Source organism: Enterococcus sp. 22-H-5-01 (assembly GCF_050310005.1).
Taxonomy (GTDB): Bacteria; Bacillota; Bacilli; order Lactobacillales; family Enterococcaceae; genus Enterococcus_A; species Enterococcus_A hailinensis.
In genome coordinates this window covers 480,856-502,020 of the sequence record NZ_CP189993.1, presented here as the reverse complement: position 1 = coordinate 502,020, position 21,165 = coordinate 480,856, and the positions used below count along the sequence as shown (strand labels likewise).

26 protein-coding genes, 1 tRNA gene and 1 other annotated feature are annotated in these 21,165 nt (G+C 34.5%); of the genes, 8 read left to right on the top strand and 19 right to left on the bottom strand.

The features are described from left to right. Window positions 1–41: 41 nt before the first annotated feature. The 3 genes from ACQKTA_RS02565 to ACQKTA_RS02555 all read left to right on the top strand — a co-directional run bounded on the left by ACQKTA_RS02565 (window position 42) and on the right by ACQKTA_RS02555 (window position 1,108). Entirely contained in the window at window positions 42–521 is a 480-nt protein-coding gene (locus ACQKTA_RS02565; RefSeq protein ID WP_427814499.1) for an HdeD family acid-resistance protein, read from the top strand. A gap of 60 nt (window positions 522–581) precedes the next feature. Next, window positions 582–980 (top strand): hypothetical protein, encoded by a 399-nt coding sequence (locus tag ACQKTA_RS02560; protein ID WP_427814076.1) that lies wholly within the window; start codon window positions 582–584, stop codon window positions 978–980. A gap of 55 nt (window positions 981–1,035) precedes the next feature. After that, a tRNA-Gln gene (locus ACQKTA_RS02555) sits at window positions 1,036–1,108 on the top strand. Between the two features lie 36 nt (window positions 1,109–1,144). Here ACQKTA_RS02555 and ACQKTA_RS02550 read toward each other — a convergent pair. After that, the gene (locus tag ACQKTA_RS02550; RefSeq protein ID WP_427814075.1) at window positions 1,145–1,576 is read right to left on the bottom strand and encodes a universal stress protein; all 432 of its coding nucleotides are present in this window, start codon (window positions 1,574–1,576) and stop codon (window positions 1,145–1,147) included. A gap of 219 nt (window positions 1,577–1,795) precedes the next feature. Here ACQKTA_RS02550 and ACQKTA_RS02545 point away from each other — a divergent pair, with 219 nt between their 5' ends. From ACQKTA_RS02545 to ACQKTA_RS02530, 4 genes are all read left to right on the top strand, one after another. After that, window positions 1,796–2,506, top strand: coding sequence for an AzlC family ABC transporter permease (locus ACQKTA_RS02545; protein ID WP_427814074.1), 711 nt, complete (start codon window positions 1,796–1,798; stop codon window positions 2,504–2,506). Further along, window positions 2,499–2,819 carry an AzlD domain-containing protein gene (locus ACQKTA_RS02540; protein WP_427814073.1) on the top strand — a complete coding sequence of 107 codons (321 nt, stop codon included), beginning with the start codon at window positions 2,499–2,501 and terminating at the stop codon, window positions 2,817–2,819. Before ACQKTA_RS02545 ends, ACQKTA_RS02540 begins: the two co-directional genes overlap by 8 nt. Window positions 2,820–2,907: 88 nt before the next feature. Continuing rightward, entirely contained in the window at window positions 2,908–3,126 is a 219-nt protein-coding gene (locus ACQKTA_RS02535) for a hypothetical protein (RefSeq protein ID WP_332580523.1), read from the top strand. A gap of 579 nt (window positions 3,127–3,705) precedes the next feature. Next, entirely contained in the window at window positions 3,706–4,038 is a 333-nt protein-coding gene (locus tag ACQKTA_RS02530) for a hypothetical protein (protein ID WP_427814072.1), read from the top strand. A gap of 33 nt (window positions 4,039–4,071) precedes the next feature. Here the strand turns inward: ACQKTA_RS02530 and ACQKTA_RS02525 are convergent, their stop codons facing one another. From ACQKTA_RS02525 to ACQKTA_RS02460, 14 genes are all read right to left on the bottom strand, one after another. Next, complete coding sequence (locus tag ACQKTA_RS02525) at window positions 4,072–4,749, bottom strand: TVP38/TMEM64 family protein (RefSeq protein ID WP_427814071.1); 678 nt, start codon at window positions 4,747–4,749, stop codon at window positions 4,072–4,074. Window positions 4,750–4,762: 13 nt separating this feature from the next. Further along, the gene (locus tag ACQKTA_RS02520) at window positions 4,763–5,617 is read right to left on the bottom strand and encodes a nucleoside hydrolase (protein WP_427814070.1); all 855 of its coding nucleotides are present in this window, start codon (window positions 5,615–5,617) and stop codon (window positions 4,763–4,765) included. After that, window positions 5,614–6,279, bottom strand: coding sequence for a TIGR04282 family arsenosugar biosynthesis glycosyltransferase (locus ACQKTA_RS02515; RefSeq protein ID WP_427814069.1), 666 nt, complete (start codon window positions 6,277–6,279; stop codon window positions 5,614–5,616). The genes ACQKTA_RS02520 and ACQKTA_RS02515 overlap by 4 nt, the downstream gene beginning before the upstream one ends. Continuing rightward, window positions 6,272–7,267, bottom strand: a complete 996-nt coding sequence (locus ACQKTA_RS02510; protein ID WP_427814068.1) for an aminoglycoside phosphotransferase family protein — start codon at window positions 7,265–7,267, stop codon at window positions 6,272–6,274. The genes ACQKTA_RS02515 and ACQKTA_RS02510 overlap by 8 nt, the downstream gene beginning before the upstream one ends. Window positions 7,268–7,279: 12 nt before the next feature. Beyond that, window positions 7,280–7,960, bottom strand: a complete 681-nt coding sequence (locus ACQKTA_RS02505) for a TIGR04283 family arsenosugar biosynthesis glycosyltransferase (protein WP_427814067.1) — start codon at window positions 7,958–7,960, stop codon at window positions 7,280–7,282. Beyond that, window positions 7,957–8,949: an ABC transporter ATP-binding protein gene (locus ACQKTA_RS02500; protein WP_427814066.1), complete on the bottom strand. Its 993-nt coding sequence runs from the start codon at window positions 8,947–8,949 to the stop codon at window positions 7,957–7,959. Before ACQKTA_RS02500 ends, ACQKTA_RS02505 begins: the two co-directional genes overlap by 4 nt. After that, window positions 8,930–9,727: an ABC transporter permease gene (locus ACQKTA_RS02495; RefSeq protein ID WP_427814065.1), complete on the bottom strand. Its 798-nt coding sequence runs from the start codon at window positions 9,725–9,727 to the stop codon at window positions 8,930–8,932. Before ACQKTA_RS02495 ends, ACQKTA_RS02500 begins: the two co-directional genes overlap by 20 nt. Next, on the bottom strand, window positions 9,724–10,578 hold the full coding sequence (locus tag ACQKTA_RS02490; protein ID WP_427814064.1) for an ABC transporter permease: 855 nt from the start codon (window positions 10,576–10,578) through the stop codon (window positions 9,724–9,726). Before ACQKTA_RS02490 ends, ACQKTA_RS02495 begins: the two co-directional genes overlap by 4 nt. Further along, entirely contained in the window at window positions 10,571–10,693 is a 123-nt protein-coding gene (locus ACQKTA_RS02485) for a hypothetical protein (protein WP_427814063.1), read from the bottom strand. Before ACQKTA_RS02485 ends, ACQKTA_RS02490 begins: the two co-directional genes overlap by 8 nt. A gap of 5 nt (window positions 10,694–10,698) precedes the next feature. Then, on the bottom strand, window positions 10,699–11,817 hold the full coding sequence (locus tag ACQKTA_RS02480) for an ABC transporter substrate-binding protein (protein ID WP_427814062.1): 1,119 nt from the start codon (window positions 11,815–11,817) through the stop codon (window positions 10,699–10,701). A gap of 9 nt (window positions 11,818–11,826) precedes the next feature. Then, entirely contained in the window at window positions 11,827–12,582 is a 756-nt protein-coding gene (locus ACQKTA_RS02475) for a heterodisulfide reductase-related iron-sulfur binding cluster (protein ID WP_427814061.1), read from the bottom strand. A 7-nt stretch (window positions 12,583–12,589) separates the two neighbouring features. Continuing rightward, a complete protein-coding gene (locus ACQKTA_RS02470; RefSeq protein ID WP_427814060.1) occupies window positions 12,590–12,943 on the bottom strand; it encodes a 4Fe-4S dicluster domain-containing protein in 354 nt (117 codons plus the stop codon). A 374-nt stretch (window positions 12,944–13,317) separates the two neighbouring features. Then, complete coding sequence (locus ACQKTA_RS02465) at window positions 13,318–14,349, bottom strand: sulfurtransferase (RefSeq protein ID WP_427814059.1); 1,032 nt, start codon at window positions 14,347–14,349, stop codon at window positions 13,318–13,320. A 536-nt stretch (window positions 14,350–14,885) separates the two neighbouring features. Beyond that, the gene (locus ACQKTA_RS02460) at window positions 14,886–15,383 is read right to left on the bottom strand and encodes a TIR domain-containing protein (RefSeq protein ID WP_427814058.1); all 498 of its coding nucleotides are present in this window, start codon (window positions 15,381–15,383) and stop codon (window positions 14,886–14,888) included. 216 nt (window positions 15,384–15,599) lie between these two features. Between ACQKTA_RS02460 and ACQKTA_RS02455 the strand changes: the two genes are divergently transcribed. After that, entirely contained in the window at window positions 15,600–15,806 is a 207-nt protein-coding gene (locus ACQKTA_RS02455) for a hypothetical protein (RefSeq protein WP_427814057.1), read from the top strand. A 60-nt stretch (window positions 15,807–15,866) separates the two neighbouring features. Here ACQKTA_RS02455 and msrA read toward each other — a convergent pair whose 3' ends face one another. From msrA to lepA, 4 genes are all read right to left on the bottom strand, one after another. Then, entirely contained in the window at window positions 15,867–16,376 is a 510-nt protein-coding gene (msrA, locus tag ACQKTA_RS02450) for a peptide-methionine (S)-S-oxide reductase MsrA (RefSeq protein ID WP_427814056.1), read from the bottom strand. A 33-nt stretch (window positions 16,377–16,409) separates the two neighbouring features. Then, window positions 16,410–17,228 carry a MetQ/NlpA family ABC transporter substrate-binding protein gene (locus ACQKTA_RS02445; RefSeq protein WP_427814055.1) on the bottom strand — a complete coding sequence of 273 codons (819 nt, stop codon included), beginning with the start codon at window positions 17,226–17,228 and terminating at the stop codon, window positions 16,410–16,412. Window positions 17,229–17,300: 72 nt separating this feature from the next. Continuing rightward, window positions 17,301–17,533 (bottom strand) — a binding site (T-box leader). 285 nt (window positions 17,534–17,818) lie between these two features. Continuing rightward, window positions 17,819–18,850 (bottom strand): FUSC family protein, encoded by a 1,032-nt coding sequence (locus tag ACQKTA_RS02440; protein WP_332581426.1) that lies wholly within the window; start codon window positions 18,848–18,850, stop codon window positions 17,819–17,821. A 301-nt stretch (window positions 18,851–19,151) separates the two neighbouring features. Then, window positions 19,152–20,969, bottom strand: a complete 1,818-nt coding sequence (gene lepA, locus ACQKTA_RS02435) for a translation elongation factor 4 (protein ID WP_427814054.1) — start codon at window positions 20,967–20,969, stop codon at window positions 19,152–19,154. Between the last annotated feature and the right edge of the window lie 196 nt (window positions 20,970–21,165).

Below are 21,165 nucleotides of genomic sequence, written 5' to 3'. Positions count from 1 at the left end.
ATTTTTTTGAATCTATCAAATAGTATGGCTACCTAAGAAGTATCTGTTACTTAATTTTCGGCTTTGCAATCTTACTTCAGCCTCGAAGTATTTTTAAAGCCGTCGTGTACATCATCTTTTTATATTTATTGATTTTTGGCGTTACTCAGTTAATTCGTGGTTTAAAAGTAAAAAAATATACTGGAAATGTCGGTGTCGAGACAACAGGCGGAGCCGTTCGAATCGTATTGGCTTTCGTAGTACTGATTTTCTCCAAAATGATTATCAGTATTTTACCAATGTTTTTAGGTTTCATTATCTTCATTTTTGCGATTAGTCGCTTTTGGCAAAATTGGACTGCTAGAAGAAATGGTTTCCCAGTAACGGGACAATTAATTTATACTGGCGTGATGGCGCTGGCAGGGATCTTACTTTTATTCAATCCATTCAGCAGCTTGATGGTTCTTTTCCAACTTTTCGGATTTCTTTTGATTACTATGGCTGTTTCAGAATTCATCAATACTCGCCGCTTATCTAAATAAAGAATTGTTTCTACTATACAAAAGTTTTATACTAGTATTACTAAATTAAGCGAGGATATTATGAACACAGCAAAAGAACTTTATCGATTCACAAAACATTATGGGATCAATTACAACACGGGAGAAGCAAAAGGCATAGAGTTGTATGAAAAATTTCTACAAACCTTTCCTAAAATAAATTTTTCTTTCTCTTTTATCGGATTTCACAAATATGAGAGTTTAAAAAAACAAGAAGGTTTGACTGCTTATGGTATTTCAGGCACGATGCTCTACGCGTTGAGCAAACAAAAAGCTTATAAATACAACTTATACCAATGCAAAGAAATCAGTGGCAAAAAGAAACTGAACGGTATCCGTTTAAGCTTAGTCTTTGAAAAAGAAACAATCAAAATCAACCTCGGTTTTGCTGATGGAAATATCGTATTAGCCGCCTTAAAACAAGCTGGTAAAAAAATTTAGAGACCTTAACAGTTGAAGAATAGGAAAACTAGCGTTATAATTTTTCTGTTCTTAGTGGGATATGGCCAAATTGGTAAGGCGCCTGACTCTGAATCAGGTAAGTGTAGGTTCGAGCCCTACCATCCCAATAAAAAAAGAACTTGCTATAGAAGCAAGTTCTTTTTTTATGCTCTTACTACCATTACATTGCATTTTGCATTGTTTACTACATGAGCAGTGGTTGATCCTACGATGGCTCGTTCAACTGCACCTTGACCTGTTGCGCCTACTACGATCAAGTCTACTTGATTTTCAGCCGCATACTCAATAATTTTGTGTTTAGGATTACCAGAATCGATTTTTGTCTCATAATCAAAATCACTGATATTGGATTCAGATACCAATTTTTCTAGTTCAATTTCAGCATTATTTAAATGAAATTTTAGTGCATCATTGATAAATGCTGGATCACCAATTGAAAACTTATAATCTACGACTGTTAATAAAAACAACTTTGACTCATTTCTTTCGGCAATATCCAACGCTTCATGAAATGCATCTGTCGAAGATGGTGAACCATCTACAGCAATCAAGATTTTTTTATATTTTTCTTTCACTGAAAACGCCTCCCTTTTATCCATTATACCTCATCCAACTTTGATAAATAAAATCTAAGGTATATTTTCTAATAATTAATCTTTGCTGATTATTTTATTTATATTCAGAAAACATATTTACCAAAAGAAACAATTTATGATGACGTAATCACTTAAACTTCTATTGTCATTTTATTCTTTATAGTCTAATATGATTAAAAAAAGATGAGAGGAGTTATTATGGATACACGACTAATTAAAACTGCTTCATTTATTGATGGCGTGAAGGCTTGCCTTCCTACGATCATGGGTTACTTAGGAATCGGGATTGCTCTTGGGATTGTTGGAAAATCAGCAAATCTAACTATTTTCCAGATTTTTTTAATGTCTACTTTGGTGTATGCCGGAAGTGCTCAGTTCATTTTATGCGGCTTGCTTCTTTTAAATGCACCAATTCTATCAATCATTTTTACTGTTTTTCTTATTAATTTACGTCACTTACTGATGAGTCTCTCTGTTGCCAGCTATTTTAAAAAAGATTCTTTATTAAATGGTATCGGCATCGGGACATTATTGACAGATGAATCTTATGGTGTGTTGATGTCTACCTTGGCTCAAGAAAAAAATGTCACTAGTCGATGGCTACATGGATTAAATTTAACTGCTTATCTAGTTTGGGTTTTATCAACCGTCATCGGAGCCTTGTTAGGAAATTTTATTCCTGACCCAACGATGTTTGGTTTTGACTTCGCCTTAACTGCCATGTTTTTAGGATTGTTTCTCTTTCAAGTAAAATTACCCCTGATTAGACAAAAAACAAAAACAATTAACATTCTATTAGTAACGATTATCAGTCTCTATGTAGCTATGCGCTTTTTATCAGCAGAAATGTCAGTTATTGTGGCAACTTTATTGGGCTGTTTAACGGGGGTGGTAATAAAAAATGAGTAATTCTTACTACTTAGCTACTATTTTAGGGTGTGCTGTAGTTACTTGGATTCCACGTATCGCTCCATTTATTTTAACGAAAGCTTTTACCTTGCCAACAATGGTAGAAGAATTTTTGAGTTATTTGCCTATGACGATTTTAACAGCACTTTTATTGCAAAGTTTATTGGAATTTCATACTGCCCAATTTCCAACTTTAAAAATCCCTGAAATGATCGCCTGTATCCCAGCGCTAATTGTTGGCATCAGAACCAATGATCTTATGAAAATTGTAGTCACTGGTGTACTCTGCATCGCATTATTGCGACTCTTTTAAAATTACAAGTGTTATAGAGCATATTTCTGGTTATACCTATACCATTGATGTAATATATAACAAAATAATCCTATAAGGAGTTGCTTTAATGAAAAAGATTGTTGGTTATTTCTTTCAAAAACCGTTGAATTTGGCAGATAAAAAAGCCTTTGAGGTTCATTTACCTTCCGATACTTTGTATAGCGAAACAAAAAATGTTCTAAAATCAGATCACACTATTTTGACTGCTATCGGCAAAAAATATGAACATCCATTAGAAACGTTGCACAATTTTTTTGTCATTTCAGAAATCACGGATGCAGAATAAAAAAACCTTCCTCAATGATTTTTCATTGAGGAAGGTTTTTATTTTACTGTTTATTTTGTCCATTTTCATTTAAAAAAAATTAGTAAGCCTAGCCAAAATTAAGTATGTGTTACCTTTTAATTTTTTATAAATATAAAAAAATCAAAAGGTAATATTAATGTTATTTATTACTCTTATAAAATTTGCTATACTATTAACAAAGGAGGGTTTTTTATGGATGTCGGATTTCTAGTATCATTTGTTATTTATACTATTTTTATATTCATGACAATCATTTACTTTTGGTTATTCAGAAATGATCGTGGATTAATTCGTCTATACCTTTCTTTGATACCAACCTTTATTTGCATTTATTTATTAATCAATCATTCCCATACGCAATCTGTTGAAGGCGCACTGGGGTTAGGTTTTTTACTCTTATTCTCTCTTTTGACATGCTTACTATATTGGACTATGTACTCTTTGAAAAAAAATAAATAAGTTTTACCTTGTTACCTTCACAAATATTTCGAAAATATCTGAGAATTTCTATGCTATAATATTTTGTGTTAACTAAACCTAGTTTAAAGGAGCGTTCCTATGCCCATAGTATTAACTATACTAATCGATTTATTGATGGCGATATTATTAGCATTTCGTATTATAAAAAATGATCAAGTCGTTTCAATTATTAGTGTCATTTTACAAGCTACGTTGTTTATCGATTTACTAGCCATTGTTTTTCTTAGAAATCCAAAACGAAAAGTGACCGAAATCAATACAGCTCCTGTTGAAATGACTCGTAGAAAATCACGTAAAGTCAAAGTAACTAAACCAGTTCGTGGTGGTTTTTTCATTCAAGCATCTTGTATTATTTCCCTGCTGATTTTAGCTTATTATGTTTACTCCGTCATTTATCTTTTTATTAAATAATAAATAGCCAACCTAGATAAAAGTCTAGGTTGGCTATTTCGTTTTATTATACTCAGTATCTAGACGATGGATCTTTCGACTAATTTTTTTTGGTAAATAGGCTAATAATGATAGCAAAATCCCTGCGACTGCTAACTCAATGAATACGGAAAAAGAAATCCCTTTACTTGCGATTTCTGATGCCATAAACGTATATACAAAACTAGCAGGCATCATCGTCAGAAAAGAAATCAGACTAAATTTTTTGAGGCTCATCGGAGTTAAAGCATATGCGTAACTTTGGATTGCAAATGGAAATATCGGAACTAAGCGTGTAAAAATCAAAAAAGAAATACCATTTTCTCGCACACCCTGTTCTATTTCTTGAAATGTTGCATCATTTTTAAACCGTTGAACAATGTAATCTCGTGCAAGATATTTTCCAATAATAAATGAAATCGTACAGCCTAGTGAAGCGCCTATGATCGTCAGACATCCCCCGACAAAACCACCATAAACCAAACCTCCAACAATAGCTAAAAATTGTCCTGGTAGTAGGAAGACCGCTACAACAATCGATAATAAGATGAAAAAGAGATAACCAACCCATCCTAGTCTTTCTAAAATATTGCGCAAATTGTCAATGTTTGTCAATAATTCAATAAATCCAAAATGATTAGCCAAAATGAAAATACCCAGTATAAATAAGATAGAACCGAGAATTTTTTTCATTGATCTGCTCCTCCTAGCTACTCAATCCTTTAGTCATACGATCAATCACTAACTGATTGAATTCAATGATATTTGTTAACTGATCCGGCATTTTAATTAAATAAGCTGAAGTGTCTACAATTCTCATTTTCCCAACCATTAGTTCGGGTTGTTTAGCTGCTAGATAATAATTTTCAGCACTAAATAATTCAGGCTGTTCTAAGTACACTGCTGTCGTCATATCCCAATTGCAAAATCCTTTAAAATTAAACTGTTTTTCATTCCACTGTATCCAACTTTCCAAGGTCGACTTGAACCAGTTAAAACTTTGTACTGAAAGGCATCCACTTATCTTAGTAAGAAAAATTTCTAAATCATTCTTTGAAAAAAATGCTTGGGCGGTCATATGGCCATTCATAATCGTGAGCTTAGCTTGGCTTAAAAGCACTTTTTCTGTAGCGAGAGCATCGCTTGAAAAATTCAACTCTTCAACATGTGTTTGATTGACTACTAGTGGTTTCACCACCCCACCCATCAAAATGATTTCTTTTACTTTACTAAAAAAAGCAGGATCTATCGTTTGGGCTTGCGCCAAATTTGTCAATGCGCCTGTCGCTAAAAGAGTGATTTCACCAGGATAGCGGTTCACTTGATCAACTAAAAATTGCGCTTGATTTCTAGCGTAATAATTAAATGAAAGATTTAGTTTTTGATAAAAGTCCTGTGTTATTTTTTCAACATCAGTTAAATCACTATTGCCAAAAGTTAGCGTAACGCCTGATATTTCAATCGTCGGAGCACCTAGTAAATAAAGTAGTGTTAAACCATCATCGATATCATGACCTGGTAGCCCAAAAGTATTATCACAATCAAAAATAACTTTCTTCATAGGATTAGTCCTCGATTTTCTTCCAACCATCGATTAAAAAAATGGTTATCTTTTCTGCTATGCTCTATCGCTTCTAATAAATCTTCAGGATAGTCGATGTCTTTTAATGTTGGTAGTAAATAAATCTTACTTTTAGATAAGATCGCTATCGTTGTCTGCAAAACAGCTTGCTTTCCCCAGTCAATTTTCGATTGAAAAATTAGTGATAAATCGATCAAAGATGTCGAACCGATCAAATAATATCCACCATCAGCTGAAGGACCGATCACGACTTCTTCCAGATTGGCGAACGCCTGCTGGAGTATTTTTTGATTTAGATTTGGAATATCACTTCCAGTCAAAATGACTTGTTCATAGCCTTTAGCAAAAATTGTTTTGATTGCATTATCCATTCGCTCACCAATTGTTTCCCCTATCTGCGGGAATGACTCAAAGTTTTCAGGCAGACTTTTTAAAAATATAGTCGGATCAGCTTCATCTGAGTACGCTAAAAAAAGATCAATCCCATTGTTTTTTAATGTTTCAAATTTAATGAAACTATCTTTTAAAAGTTCTAGTTGTACTTGAGCGGCTTCTTCTCCAGTAAGTTTTGGTTGCAACCGCGTTTTTACTTTATTTGGAGTTGGAATACGTGTGAACAGTATATATGCTTTTTTATTCAATGATCTGCTCCTTTAAGGCTTCACGCAAAAAATCCTCTTGCAAATATGTTTTTACTTTCTCGAAAATTTCTTGATTTTGTAATTCCTTCGTATTTCTTTGATAGCTATCATAAGCCATTGCTGACCAAGATAAGGCGCGTAACATCAAATATGGATGATAAATATGGAGTGCCTCTTTGAATATTTCACCGTCAAAATTGGTTACTTTCAAATACTCTTGAATAAACTGTTCTTTTTCCGTTTGTTTCAAAACAATATTGCTGCGCCATAAAGTAGTTGTCGACGCTAAAAATTGTGAAATGTCTTGGACTGCATGACTGATGACCGGTTTTTCCCAGTCAATCAAAAAACCTTGTTGACCGATAATAAAATTATGTGAGTTTACTTCCGTATTCACTACACACCAATGATCCAAATCAATGAAGAATTGTTGCTGATCCACATTTTTTTTGCACCAATCCAAGCCATCAGCTAATTGATTCTTGGCCGATTTAGAAACATAGTTGCTCTTGAAAACTGGCTCAAGTAACTGTTCGCATTCAGCCACCCGAGCAGCAAGGATTGATTGCTTTTCTTTAACAAATAAACGATCTGCAGCCTCATCTAGTGGTTGTTGATGAATCTCACCAAATATTTTTGCCGCTTTTGATAAGTCCTTGCGATAATCTAAAGGCTCACCTGCTAGATATTCCATAATCAATATGCCTTGATCAAAAAATTTTTTTTGATCGTCCACGTGATAAACTCGAGGTGTACGTTTTGTCCGTTCTAGCCATTTCAATGCTTGATATTCATACTGGATTTGGTTCTTCAAATGAAGTTGACTACCATAATTCAAGCGGAAAACAAATTTCTTTGTTCGATCTGAAATCAAGAAATTTTGATTGTATTCACCCTTAGCTAAAAACTCGATTATAACTGGATCAGAAAGTTGGAGTTTCTCAATCAAATGATATTCTTTTAAATACGTATGGATTTTGATTAACATTATGATCTCCTTCTATTTGTAATAACGCTCAACTAATTTTTTAGGCGATACTCCAAACAAATACAACAATTTTATTTGATGCATTCTTAAATGCGTACGCAATTTCCCTTTTTGAAAGCGACGACTGGATGTTTGAATAGTATATGGAAGCAGCTGGAATTTTCCGATTTTTCTTAAACGGCGGCTTAGACACCAATCTTCCATTAAAGGAAGCGATTCAAAACCACCTGCTTTCTCATAATTTTCACGAGTCGTTACTAATCCTTGATCGCCAAAGATTAATCCTAAAAAGCGTGCTCGTAAAGTCGAGGTCGCTGCTAAATAGCGATAAAAAAATTCAGTTGAATCAAATTTTATTCTAAAAAAAGCTGCACTATAACTTGGATCGAGAACGTTTTTTTCAATGGTCGTTAATATGTCGTTCGTTGTTTCAAGCACAGTATCGCTATGTAAAAACCATAAGATGTCACCAGAACTTTTCATTGCTCCGTAAGCAAGCTGGGCACCTCGATTGGCATCCAACAATTGATAGACTTGGCCGTAGTTTTTTGCTAGCGATACGGTCTGATCATTACTGCCGCCATCAACAATAATCAATTCAAACGGAACGGAAGTGGTCATACTTTCAAATTGATCCAATAATTTTTCAATTGTTTTTTCTTCATTTAGTGTTGGGATAATAATTGAGATCATGGATTTACCACTAAAAGCGGTTCTTCAAATCGAAGCAAAACTTCTTCCACCTTTGGTTGTAAAGAAAGATTTGTTAGTAGACATCTTGTCCCCGCAATTTCAGCTTGAACTCGTTGACCATTCGGTGTCCAATCGACTGATTTTATTTTGCATGGAATCCCTGATTCAGCACATTTTATTTTTGTATTTGAAGGAATATATAACATCGATTGATTATTGATTGCTTCTGGATTTGAAATTTGAATTTCTTCGCCATTCAAATAGAAGGAATTATTTCTAATCGTCCCTTTGACAAAATTATATTCTCCGATTGCTTTTGCTATTTGTTGATTTTTAGGAGATCGATAAATTTCTTCAGGGGATGCATCCTGTTTGAGCTGACCATCTAAAAGCATGATCATTCGATCAGCTAGTTGGAATGCTTCTTCACGATCATGCGTCACCATAATAATTCCAAAATGGTACTTCTTCTTTAATGCAATCAAATATTGGCGCATTGAATCTTTTAAATGACTATCTAAATTGGCAAATGGTTCATCTAACAGAAGTAATTTAGGTTCTAAAACAATTGCTCGCGCAAGAGCTACTCGTTGCTTTTGACCACCCGATAATTGATCTGGATATTGATTTTCTAACCCAATTAGATCAAAGACAGTTATCATTTGAGCAATTTTTTGGTTGATCACTGATTTTGCAAATTTTCGTGCTTTCAATCCGAAAGCAATATTTTCGCTAACCGTCATATGTGGGAACAGCCAGAAATCTTGAAAAACTAAAATCGTATCTGCCTGACTATCGTTACCATTAAATTGGATTGATCCTTTCTTTACAGGTTGGATTCCAGCAATCATTTTTAGTAAACTGGTCTTCCCTACTCCTGAAGGCCCAAACAAAGCAATTACTTCTTCATCAAAGAGATCAAAAGATATATTTTCTAGAATTGCTTTTTTCCCATAATGAAGTGCTAAATTACGAACACTTACTCCCATGACTGATTCCTCCAATCATCATTTTTAGCATAAAGACACCGATTAGTGTACATCCTAAAAAAATCAAGCTATATGCCGAAGCAATACCTAAACGGCCATTATTGGCGTAAGGTAAAAGTAATAATGGTAAAGTAATAATGCGACCGCCTCCGATAAAGAAAGTCGGCAAATATTGACTGCACGACACAATGAATACTAATGAAGCCGAAGTAATAATTCCCGGTCGTAATAGCGGTAATGTCACTAAATAAAAAGTACGTAGACTTCCCGCCCCTAAAGTGTACGCCGTTGCACTGTATTCTTCCCCCATTTTCCGATAACTCTCTAACAGAATTTGCATTGCATAAGGCAAGCAAAAATAAATATGGATTAATACAACACCACTAAAACTACCAGTTAAATGAAATTTCAAGAATAAAATTTGACTTGCGGTTGTAATGGCGATCACAGGTAAAATCAATGGTAAATAAATCAGAATCTCCACAAAACGTTGCGACCACTTTTTTTGGAAAGCAAAGTACCGGGCAGCTGGTAATGCAATCAGTAAACTGCCTATAGTTGCCCCCATTCCAATCAATACGGTATTTAAAATAGCTGATAAAAAGTTAGGTTCTTGCAGCATTTGACGAAATATTTTCAACGTATATTGTTCTGGAAACACAGCTGGATACATCCATTTACCATTAAAGGACCAAAAAAACAATAAACTTAATGGGAGAGTAATCAGCAATGCTATGACACCTAAGAAAATAAAGGAAATTCTTTTTTTTATTTTCACTTAGTACTTCTCCCTCCTGGTAATAGACGACTAATAACAAATAATAAAACACTGACAAAAAGGCAAATACCTGACATCACAAGGTTTAAAGCAAATGCTTGAGGTCTTGACGCTAGATCTGCTTGCGTAAATAAATCATATGCTGCCATCGCAACAGTTTCGTAGCTGGGATTCCCCAATAAAAATGGTACTTCGAATGAAGCAAAAGTAAAACAAAACAGAATAACAAACATCGAGCAAATCGTTTTTTGGATCATTGGTAAGATAATCGTCGTTAAAATTCTAACCTGTGATGCACCTAAATTTTTAGCTACATCGATATATCCAAATTGGAGCTGTTTTAAAATAGCTAAAATCGTAATTGCTACATAAGGAATTTCTTTATATAAAAAGACAAAAAGAATTCCATAACCCTTTACATCATGAATCAGTAATGGGAATTGTCCAATATCATTTATCCAACCTATTTGATAAAAAAAGCGAGAAATAATACCTGTTTGACTGAATAATTGTAATGCTAATAAAGCTACAATGATATGAGGCAATGAGATTGGGAGACTTATTACTTTTTGCAAAAAGCTAGAATTGGTTTTCAGCAATAAAAAAGCCATCCAAATTCCGCAGACCAACGCCAAAAAAGTCGCGGTTAGTGCTATATAGCAACTATAACCTAACGACTTTTGAAAGTAGGCGGTCGTTAAGACCTGTTTAAAATAATTAACTGTTATATCACGCAGCCCTATCAACGGATAGTAACCGAGACTTACTTGCAGTCCTTTGAACAGCGCAACAAAAATAATAACGCCGTTCAATAACAAATAAGGAGCTGCTAACAATAGCTTTCTATTCATTTAATACATGTTCTTTCCATAGCGCTTCAATGATTGGGATCTTTTCTGCTTGCACTTCAGGAATTTGTTTTTCTTGCATTTCTTCTAATGAAAGTACTCCTTGATTTTTGTACAAATCAGTCAATTTTTGATTGGTCGTCTCAGAAAGTTTTTCAGAATCGAATGGTGGAATACTGTATCCATATTTAGCTTCAGCTTTTTTAGTTGCGCCGATTCACTAGTCATCTCATTTACTAATAACAATGCTCCTGCTTTTACTTTAGACGTATTGGCAATTGCTAAGTAACTTTGATTAGCGATCGTTCCTTTATCAAATAAAAATGATTCTGTTGTGTCTTTGAATTCATTATCACTACGTTTTTCGGCTACATGCATTTGAGCGTAGCTGTAACTCATATCGATTTGGCCTGCGGCAAACATTTGATCTAATTCTGCAGTTGTCGTTGGGTAGGTTTTTCCAGCTTGCCATAAATAAGGTTTGATCTCATTTAAATAATCCAATCCTGGTTTGATTACTTTGTATAGTTCTTCCTTGTCTGCTGAAGCATTTTCTACCTTATCATATCCAACAATATCACAAATAATATTACGAACAAATGCACTTCCCGTAAATTCTGGCGGTGCTGTATAAGTAATCTTACCTGGATTCGCTTTGGCATAAGTTAATAAAGCCTGGCTATCGGTTGGAAATCCATCTTTGAATCGTTCTTTATCCCCAGCAAAAACCAGTTGAGCACTTCCATAAGGCACCTCATAGCCATCGATTTTCACTCCAAAATCATAGTTAGAATTATGCCCATTCACATCCATTAATTTTTCGAAGCTTTCTACCTTATCTGTAATTGGTCCATACAATAAATCGGCTTGTTTAGCAGTATAAAAATTTTCTCCATTGATCCAGATTACATCAATGTCTCCAGTTTTAGAACCCGCTTCTTTTTCAGTCATTAATTTATTTAATATTTGATCAATATCCATTGGGACACGTTTGACTTTGATATCATATTTTTCTTTCATTGCAGGAGCGACTACTTCATCTACCCACGAATTAGCTTTTTCATCTCCGCCGTAACCATAAAAAGTGACCGTTTGCCCTTTGCCTTCTTGTTCGGCTTGAGAAAATGTACTAATCGAAGCTTCTGTTTTTGCTTCTTTTGATTTTGTGGTTTTGCATGCTGCTAACGAAAATAATAACCCAACTGCTAAAATACTAACTATTGCCTTTTTTACCTTTTTCAATTTTTACACCTAACTCCTAGTTACAATTTTTTTTGATTGATAACGATTCTTCCATGCTTTAAGAGGATTTGCTAGTGGATGTGCTTCACTTTTATCCTGCTCATAAATGACCGGACCAAAAATCAAATCTAACAAATGCCATGCTTGGCCTCCTCCAAGAACCATTGCTGAAGTACAGCTCGCACAGTAAGTTACGATATGCTTGGTACCAAAATCTTCTACCCGTTTTTCTGCAAATTCTTTGGCTAAAGATGGATTCGTTACGCCACACATCCCACCCATTCCGCAACACAAAGTATTTTTACCACTTAAGCGACTCTTAGCGACTTGATACCCCAATTGTTCTAAAATGGACCGAACAGCTTGATGGATTTCGGTCACTTCTTTTGTCGGACAAGAATCCTGAACAGAAAATACGACATCGCTCTCTGCCGCCTTACCTATTACTTCTTTAGGTAAGCCGCATTCGACCATTTTTACCCATAAAGAAACCGTCGGAAATTGATTTTGGATCGTCATTGTTTTGATACAACCCTGGCAAGCCACAATCAATTCGTCAATGTCAGCTTGTCGAATTTGTTCAGTCAATTGGCTAAAGCGTTCTTGAAATAATGTTTCTTGGCCGATCATCCTAGTTGGCTTCCCACAGCATCCTTGAATAACTGCCAAGTTTGGGTAGAATTTTTTTAGATACTCAATACTATTTTTGACTTGTTCTGGACTGCTTGAGCTAAGCGCACAGCCAGCCATGAATCCATATTTCATCTCAGCTTCACTTCCCCTCATTCACTGTAGTAAATAATTTACTAATTGAAAGTTTTTGATGCAATTCCACGCTTTTTAATTGCTTCAATGGAAGACCTTCTTTTATCATATCCCGTCGAATCGAAAGAAATGCATCATCTAATTTCAATTGCAATGGACATACTACAGCACAGCGGCCACAAAACATGCATGAATAAGGAATAATCGGTTCTAATCCTTCTGATAAAAAACGTTGAAACAATTCTTGAGGATCCTCACAATAACGTTGTAAAAAAAGACAATCCTTCATACAACGTTTACAGCCTGTACACGTTTCAGCAATCATTTCAGCCAATTCAAGTGTCTCATGTGAATAATCCATTTTTTAACTCCTTTTTGTTACTACTATGATTCCTTGTATCAGAATAATTAGGCAAAGCAAGCCACAAACTAAATAATAAATAGGCATTGTTTGTAATTCAAATAAGAATATCCATCCTAGAAAAACGATGCTAAAAAATAATAGCAGAATTTTTTCTAAGTCTATTTTTTTTATTATTAGTAAAAGTGCTAGCACAAGAAACACAAGCGGTAGCAAATAAACTTTGCTACCGATCATGCTATTGTCAAATTTTTGTGAGTAATAAGAAACATTTCGCATAAAGCCTAAATGATTCGCATAGAGATCACGAACTAGATACATGCCGTAAAGCAACCCAATTTGCAATAAATGCAGAATAATACGCAACAATTTCATTAGTTTAAAATTTCTACTTTGTCTTTATCTCTAGGATCACCGATTTGAACAGGATATTTAGCTGGATCTTTTTGATGCGCTTTATCCCAATCGTACCAGCCACCATCAAACAAGCGGACATCTTTCCAACCTTCTTGTTTAGTAATGAAAAAGGCCGTTGCTGCTCTCCAGCCAGTTCCACAATAAAAAGCAACTTCTTTATCTGGTGTGATACCCCATTTTTCCCAAGCTGCAAAAATCTTAGTTGGATCTTTGACTGTACCATCAGTATTCATCAATTGAGCGACATCAGCACTTGTTTTACTGGATTTAGCATAGACAGCCCATTCAGGTTCACCTGCATTTTCAATATAGTCATAACCACTAGTTTTGCCTGTAAATTCTTTCCACGAACGAATACTTGCAAGTACTAAGTCAGGATTTTTTTCTTTTGCTGCTAATAAATCAGCTGAAGTTGAAATCAAACTTTCTGGTCTTCCTGGTACAGCTGCTCCAAAATCTTTGGCTGCGGTTCCCTTTTCAGTTCCTTTTTCAACTTTATAGTCTGCTTTTTCCCAAGCATCAAATCCGCCATCTAAAATTTTTACTTGATCAACACCTAACCAATAAGCTACAAAAGCCACCCTTGAAGCCGCATTGATATCGCTTGAATAGATGACTACTGGTGTTGTTTTGGTAACCCCACGTTTTAAGAAAACTTCTTTACATGTTTCTGCATCTAGAATATTCCAGTTATTTTCTTCCGTTTCGATTTCCATCGTGTCGACATGCAAAGCTCCTGGAATATGCGCTTTCTTATAGTCTTTCCCTTCACCATAAGAAGCTTCGATCACAACAGTTTTATCATCATCTTTCATTTGTTTCTTCAACCATTTTGCATCTACAAAGAAATCATCTGATTTAATATCTTTTCTGTCGACCAGTCGTTGAACTTTACTAGTTTTTTTTGCTGCTTTGACCTCATTTGTTTTTGTCCCCACAATTAAAATGGTCAATAATAAACAACTTACTACCGCTACAATTTTCTTCATTTTTTCACTCCTATTTAAGTTTATATTTTCACTTGAAACGGTTTCTAAAATGACAGAACTGACTTTTGGATACGACAAAAAAACATACCTATTTAAATAGTATGTTCCTCAAAGAGCAGTCGATTAATTGGAAAAACGCATATTTTTACGCTTCAAATAAAAGACTCGGAGGAATATTGATTTGTCTCACTTGCTTAGAAACTCTAAGTAAAAATGGGTTTCATAGTCATTTTCTATCATTCTTATACACGTGAGCACCTCCATAACCTTATTTGAAACCGAGTTCTTTTCTTTACGAGTATAACGAAACCTATTTAGATTATCAAGCCTATTTTGAGTTTAAAAAAACAAATTATTTATTTGTGAATAAAATTCAATCATGATGATTTTTATAAAATTTAAAGTAATTTAGTATCTATAAAGAAACTAAAATTTAATCAAATTTATTCAAAAAGAGCAGGTGCTTATTTATCCACTAAGCACCTGTTCTTAAAAAAATATTCCTGTCTAGTTTGTTGCTTTGCTATAGGTTGTACTCAAGCATATTTTTTAACACGTGTTTGTTCTACTTGTTCGACCCATTGTTCAAGCTTTTCAAAACCATTATGTTTGATATAGTCGTATTCCGCATCGATGATTTCGTCAAACCACAGAAGTTCATCTAATTTATTTCTCCCAATGATTTTAACGGTTGATTGACTAAAAGATGTTCGCTTATTCAAGTTTTTAATTTGACCTATTTTAATTGCGATAAGAGCATTCCCTCTTGCATAACTCTGCTGGATACCATATTGGACAAACTCTGAATCTAAAGTTTCACTGCCAATCAAAACAACTGTCACACTTGTATCAACTAATTGTTTATCGATCCAACTTTTTACATTTTCTCTTCCATCTCGTTTTATTCGTTCAAACTCTGCATTATTAATAAATCCAGCTTCTTCGTTTTCTTTTAGTGTCCAATTATTTTTAACTACTAAAGCCCGTGCTAAGTCTGTTTCGTAATCAAAACTGAAGAAAACTCTTCTAACCATGCTTTTTCCTCCTATAAATCATTATGATATATCCGTCTGGTTCTTCTCTTATTATATGAGATTCCATTTAGTGAATGGCTTCAAAATCTTTAAAGTCCCAGATTTTTCTACTGAGTAAACTAATGTCTTATGATAGTTAAAATCACAAAATATGAAACTTCTCGACTTATCCAATTTCATAAAACAGAAAATAAATTCGATAAAAGATTTAGCTCAATGACCGCATTTTTAAATCGAAGTAAATTATATATAATAGAAGAAATAATTTATTTGATTGTTGTCTTAGGTAAGGAAAAATTCTGTACATATTCTCAAAATGGAAAAGATTTATTAGAAAACTTGATTAGTAGTGCTCAGTTTATGCAACGCTCTTCAGCTGCAGAAAAAAACGCTAGTCCAGTAATGGACCAGCGCTTTGTTTAGTGCTAATGTTTTTTTCTCAATTGCATAGCACAAAATTTCTGCTCTTTGTTATTCTTCGTTCTATTCCCAAAACTCTTTGATGAATTTCTTTCTACGTTCAGCATTTATTGTATAATTTTCAGGATTTCTTTGATAATATTCTTGATGTTCTTCTTCCGCAGGATAAAAAGTCGTCGCTGGTTCAATCTGAGTAATAATCTTTTCCGTAAAACGTCCGCTATTTTGCAATTTATCTCGGCTCACCTTGGCAATTTCTTTTTGATTTTCATCAAAGAAATAGATTACTGGTCGATAACTACTGCCACGATCTTCGAACTGACCAAATGCATCTGTCGGATCTGTTTGCTGCCAATAAATCTCTACTAATTCATTATACGAAATCACTGATGGATCATAAATGATTTCAACTGCTTCTGTATGCCCGGTTTTACCACTTTTCACTTCTAAATAAGTTGGATTTTCACTGGTTCCTCCTGTATAGCCTGAGATAACTGATTCAATTCCCGGTAAACTATCAAAGGGTTTGACCATACACCAAAAACATCCGCCTGCAAATATTGCTCTTTCCATTAACAATCACTCTTTCTTACATAAATTCTTTTTTTATTCATCTACTGGTACGACTGAGCCGCCCCATTTTTTCTCAATCCACTTTTGTACAGCTGGTTCATGCAACACTTCGACAATTTTTTTGATATCTTTATTATTTTTATCGCTTGTTTTTGTTGCCACGATATTAACATATGGAGAATCGTTCGACTCGATCATCAATGAGTCTTTGACTGGATTTAGACCTTTTTCATAAGCAAAATTAGAATTGATTGCTACCAAATCACCTTCATTATTTTCGTAAGCTGATGTTAATAATGTCGGATCAACACTATGGTCAAACACCAGATTTTTAGGATTTTCAGTAATATCATCAAATGTGGCTTTATCGATTTGAACACCATCTTTAATTTTTATTAGTTTATTTTTTTCAAAAATATTTAAAATCCGTCCCCACTCCGAAGGAACATTTGAAACAATGACTTTCGCTCCAGCAGGTATATCACTGACTTTTTTTATCTTGTGTGAATAGATCCCCATAGGCTCTAAATGAATTGCTCCAACATTTGCGAAATCATAATTATTCTCTTTTTTCTGTAAGTTAAAGTACGGAACAGTAGAAAAATAATTCGCATCGATATCGCCGTTTTCCAATGCTTTATTTGGCAATACGTAATCATCGAATTTGACGATTTCAAGATCAATACCTTTCTTTTTCAATTCCGGTTTGATATGTTCTAAAATTTCTGCGTGCGGTGTCGGTGAAGCACCAATTTTTATCTTATCATTTTTTGTTGCTGCCGAATTCGTTCCGCAAGCTGCAAATAATGTCAAACAACTTATTAATACCAATAAAAAACCAATTTTTTTCATCCTTAACACTCCTCGATTAGTTTGATAAATAAAAAAAATATCCATCCCTTTATTTATCAGATATCTGATAAATAAAGGGACGAATATTTTCGCGTTACCACCCTTATTCGTATTGCTCTTACAAACAATACCTCACCGGTACAAATATACCCGGCGATATAACGGTCGCATCCCGTTTGGCCTGCGTGAACAAAACCAAATACTCAGAGCTCATCTTCATTGATTTTCCTCGATCCCTCTTTTCACCTACCAATGGTCTCTTTAATCGTCTCATGATCAATTACTCTTCTCTTCAATGTTTCATTATTAATTTAGGTAATCATAATACAAATCTTTTTTAATTGCAATATAAAAATTTATTAAATCATTCAATTATTTTACTTCTAAAATAAGAGACCTATATGTTAACTGATACCGTACAATGAATCAACTATCTAAAAATTTCAAAACATCTCCCATTTTTTAATTGTTTTAATTCAAAAATGGGACAAAATAATTGTGATTTTCAACGATCGATACAAATGGCGTTCAGTTATTAGAATTCACCACTATATAAAGAACAAGCTGTCAATTTTGATTGACAGCTTGTTTTATTCTTCTTTAAAATGTATCATCGTTTGCTCCATTTGTTTAAGGGACCAGTCCATTACAAAAATCAATAGCATTGCTAACAAACTACCAATCAATGCTCCAGAAAAGCGTAATGGTATCAATTGTAAGGGAGTAAAACTACTGCCAATCGTCATTAAAAGTAAAACTTGTGGATTAGTAAAAAAGTTCGCAATCGTGTAATTGATTGGCATAAATAACTCAGTCAGAAAATTAAGTACAATCAAAACGACCGCTAAAATGGGTAAAGGTAAATGTAACGACATCAATAAAAAACCCAAAAGTAATCCGACGATCCCGCCAACCACGCGTCCAATCGTTCGATTTTTTATTTTTTCCATATGTTCACCTGCTAAAACAGCTGCTGCTGAAATCAAGATCCAGTACCCGTTACTATCCCTTAATAAATAAGCAATATACGTTGCGATAAATAAAATAATTGAAAAATGGAGGGCCTTCAATACCATTTCTGGTTGCTGGTACAGAGCCAAATAATATTTATCCTGGAATGATAATTTTTGAAATCTAGTTGTTTCAGTATGTAGTGGTAATCGTTCTACCAATGACACTAGTAGCCCAGAAAAAATTGAGCCCGCTAAACCATAAAGCAAATAGGAACTTTGATGCAGAATAATTCCTACCGTATTAGCATGAAAATTAAAACCTGTAGCATATAACATTAAAACAAAAAAATAATCTGGTTTAGGAAGACGATAGATTTTAGAAAATAGAAAAGCTGAATAAGATAAACAACCGATGATAAACGGCGCACTCCAAGGAACTAGAGCGGTCAATGCCCCTAAAATAAACGCTAGCAGCAATGTCACTCCATGGATCAAAATCGCCTTTAAATTATAAACTATCGATATACGTTGGAAAGCCAAATAAGAAAAGGCTCCCATCGCTCCTACAGAACTTATCCGTGGATCTTTCAGTACTATCCCTAAAACTAACGGAACGCCCATTGCCAATCCAGAACCTAAAGGACGCAAAAATTTTCGTATATCTTTCATGTATTACCTTCTCTCAAAAATTAGTAATAAAAATACTTACGTAGCAAAAGATGCCCTCGCTAGATCCTTATTTAGTATACGTATCACTTAAGAAATTATCAAATTTATTTCAGTAAATACTGATTAAAAATTATTTTATTTCAAGTTAATTCAATCAAGGAATGCACTATAGGAGGGGCTAAAAATTCAATACATAAAAAAATGCCTATTAGTTACAATCAATGTAACTAGTAGGCATTTTTATAGAAATCATTATAAATCGATATTTTCAAAGAAACCCTTATTTCTTCTTAGGTTCATCTTAGTCCATTTTCAAGACAGCCATAAAGGCTTCTTGAGGAACTTCAACTGAACCGATTTGTTTCATTCGTTTCTTACCTTCTTTTTGTTTCTCCAACAGTTTACGTTTACGTGAAATATCGCCACCATAACATTTTGCCAATACATTTTTGCGCAAGGCCTTGATGTCTGTTCGAGCAACGATTTTTGTTCCAATTGTTGCTTGGATCGGTACTTCAAATTGTTGGCGTGGAATCAATGTTTTTAATTTATCTACAATCGCACGGCCACGTTCTTGGGCGAACTCGCGGTGGACGATAAAACTCAAAGCATCGACTTTCTCAGCATTCAATAGAATATCCATTTTCACTAAACGGCTTTCACGGTAATCTGCCATTTCATAATCTAGAGAAGCGTAACCCTTCGTACTTGATTTTAATTTATCAAAGAAATCGAAAACAATTTCCGATAACGGAATATTGTAAACGACATTTACTCGATAATCATCCAAATAATCCATGGTAATAAACTCGCCACGTTTGCGTTGTGATAACTCCATCACTGCCCCAACATATTCATTTGGTACCATGATATTCGCTTTTACAAAAGGTTCTTCCACGTTTTGAATTTTTGATGGGTCTGGGAAATCTGAAGGATTATCTACGACTAATTGAGTGCCGTCTGTTAAGTTCACATGATAAATAACCGATGGTGCTGTCGTGATCAATTCAAGATTAAATTCACGTTCTAAACGTTCTTGCACGACATCCATATGCAGCAATCCTAAAAATCCACAACGGAAACCAAAGCCTAATGCTTGAGAAGTTTCTGGTTCAAATTGCAATGCAGCATCGTTCAATTGTAATTTTTCTAATGCTTCACGCAAATCATTATAACGAGAAGTATCGATTGGATAAAGTCCACAGAAAACCATTGGATTCATTTTACGATAACCAGCCAACGCTTCTTGTGCGGGATTGTCTGCTAGTGTTACTGTATCCCCCACACGTGTATCTTGAACAGATTTTATGCTGGCAGTGATATAACCAACATCTCCCACCATCAAATAATCTCTTTGAACTGTTTTTGGTGAGAATACACCGACTTCTGTTACATCGAAAGTTTTACCATTGCTCATCATTTGGATTTTATCCCCTGGACGAACAACGCCATCCGTAATACGAACGTTTAAAACAACACCACGATAGCTATCATAAATTGAATCGAAAACCAATGCTTTCAATGGCGCATTTAAATCACCACTAGGTGCAGGTACATTGGTTACGATTTGTTCTAAGATATCTTCAATTCCGATTCCTGCTTTAGCACTGGCTAAAACCGCCTCTTCTGCATCGATACCGATAACATCCTCGATTTCTTTACGAACCCGTTCTGGGTCTGCAGCTGGTAAATCAATTTTATTAATGACTGGTAAAATTTCTAAATCATTATCTAATGCTAAATAAACATTCGCTAATGTTTGAGCTTCGATTCCTTGTGCCGCATCAACAACTAACACAGCTCCTTCACAGGCCGCTAAACTTCTTGAAACTTCATACGTAAAATCGACGTGTCCTGGAGTGTCGATTAAATGAAAAATATAAGTTTTACCATTTTTGGCAGTGTAATTTAATTCAACAGCATTTAACTTGATCGTGATTCCACGTTCGCGTTCTAAATCCATTGAGTCTAAAAGTTGTGCTTGCATTTCGCGGGAACTTACAGTATTTGTTTGTTCTAAAATTCGGTCAGCCAACGTCGACTTTCCATGGTCAATATGCGCGATGATCGAAAAATTACGAATCATCTCTTGGCGTTTCTTCATATCTTCTATATTCATTAAAGTTCCTCATTTCTTTTAATCAGCACTTTCAATTATACCAACGTTTCAAGGAGAAAAAAAGTCTTTTCCCTTATTTCTCAATGCTGATAAGAGAAATATATGATTCCTTTTGCTATACTAAAATTGTAAATCAAGAGAGTAGTTGCTTCATTAGCTGATACAAGTTAAGAATTATTCTCTTTCTGAAATCAAT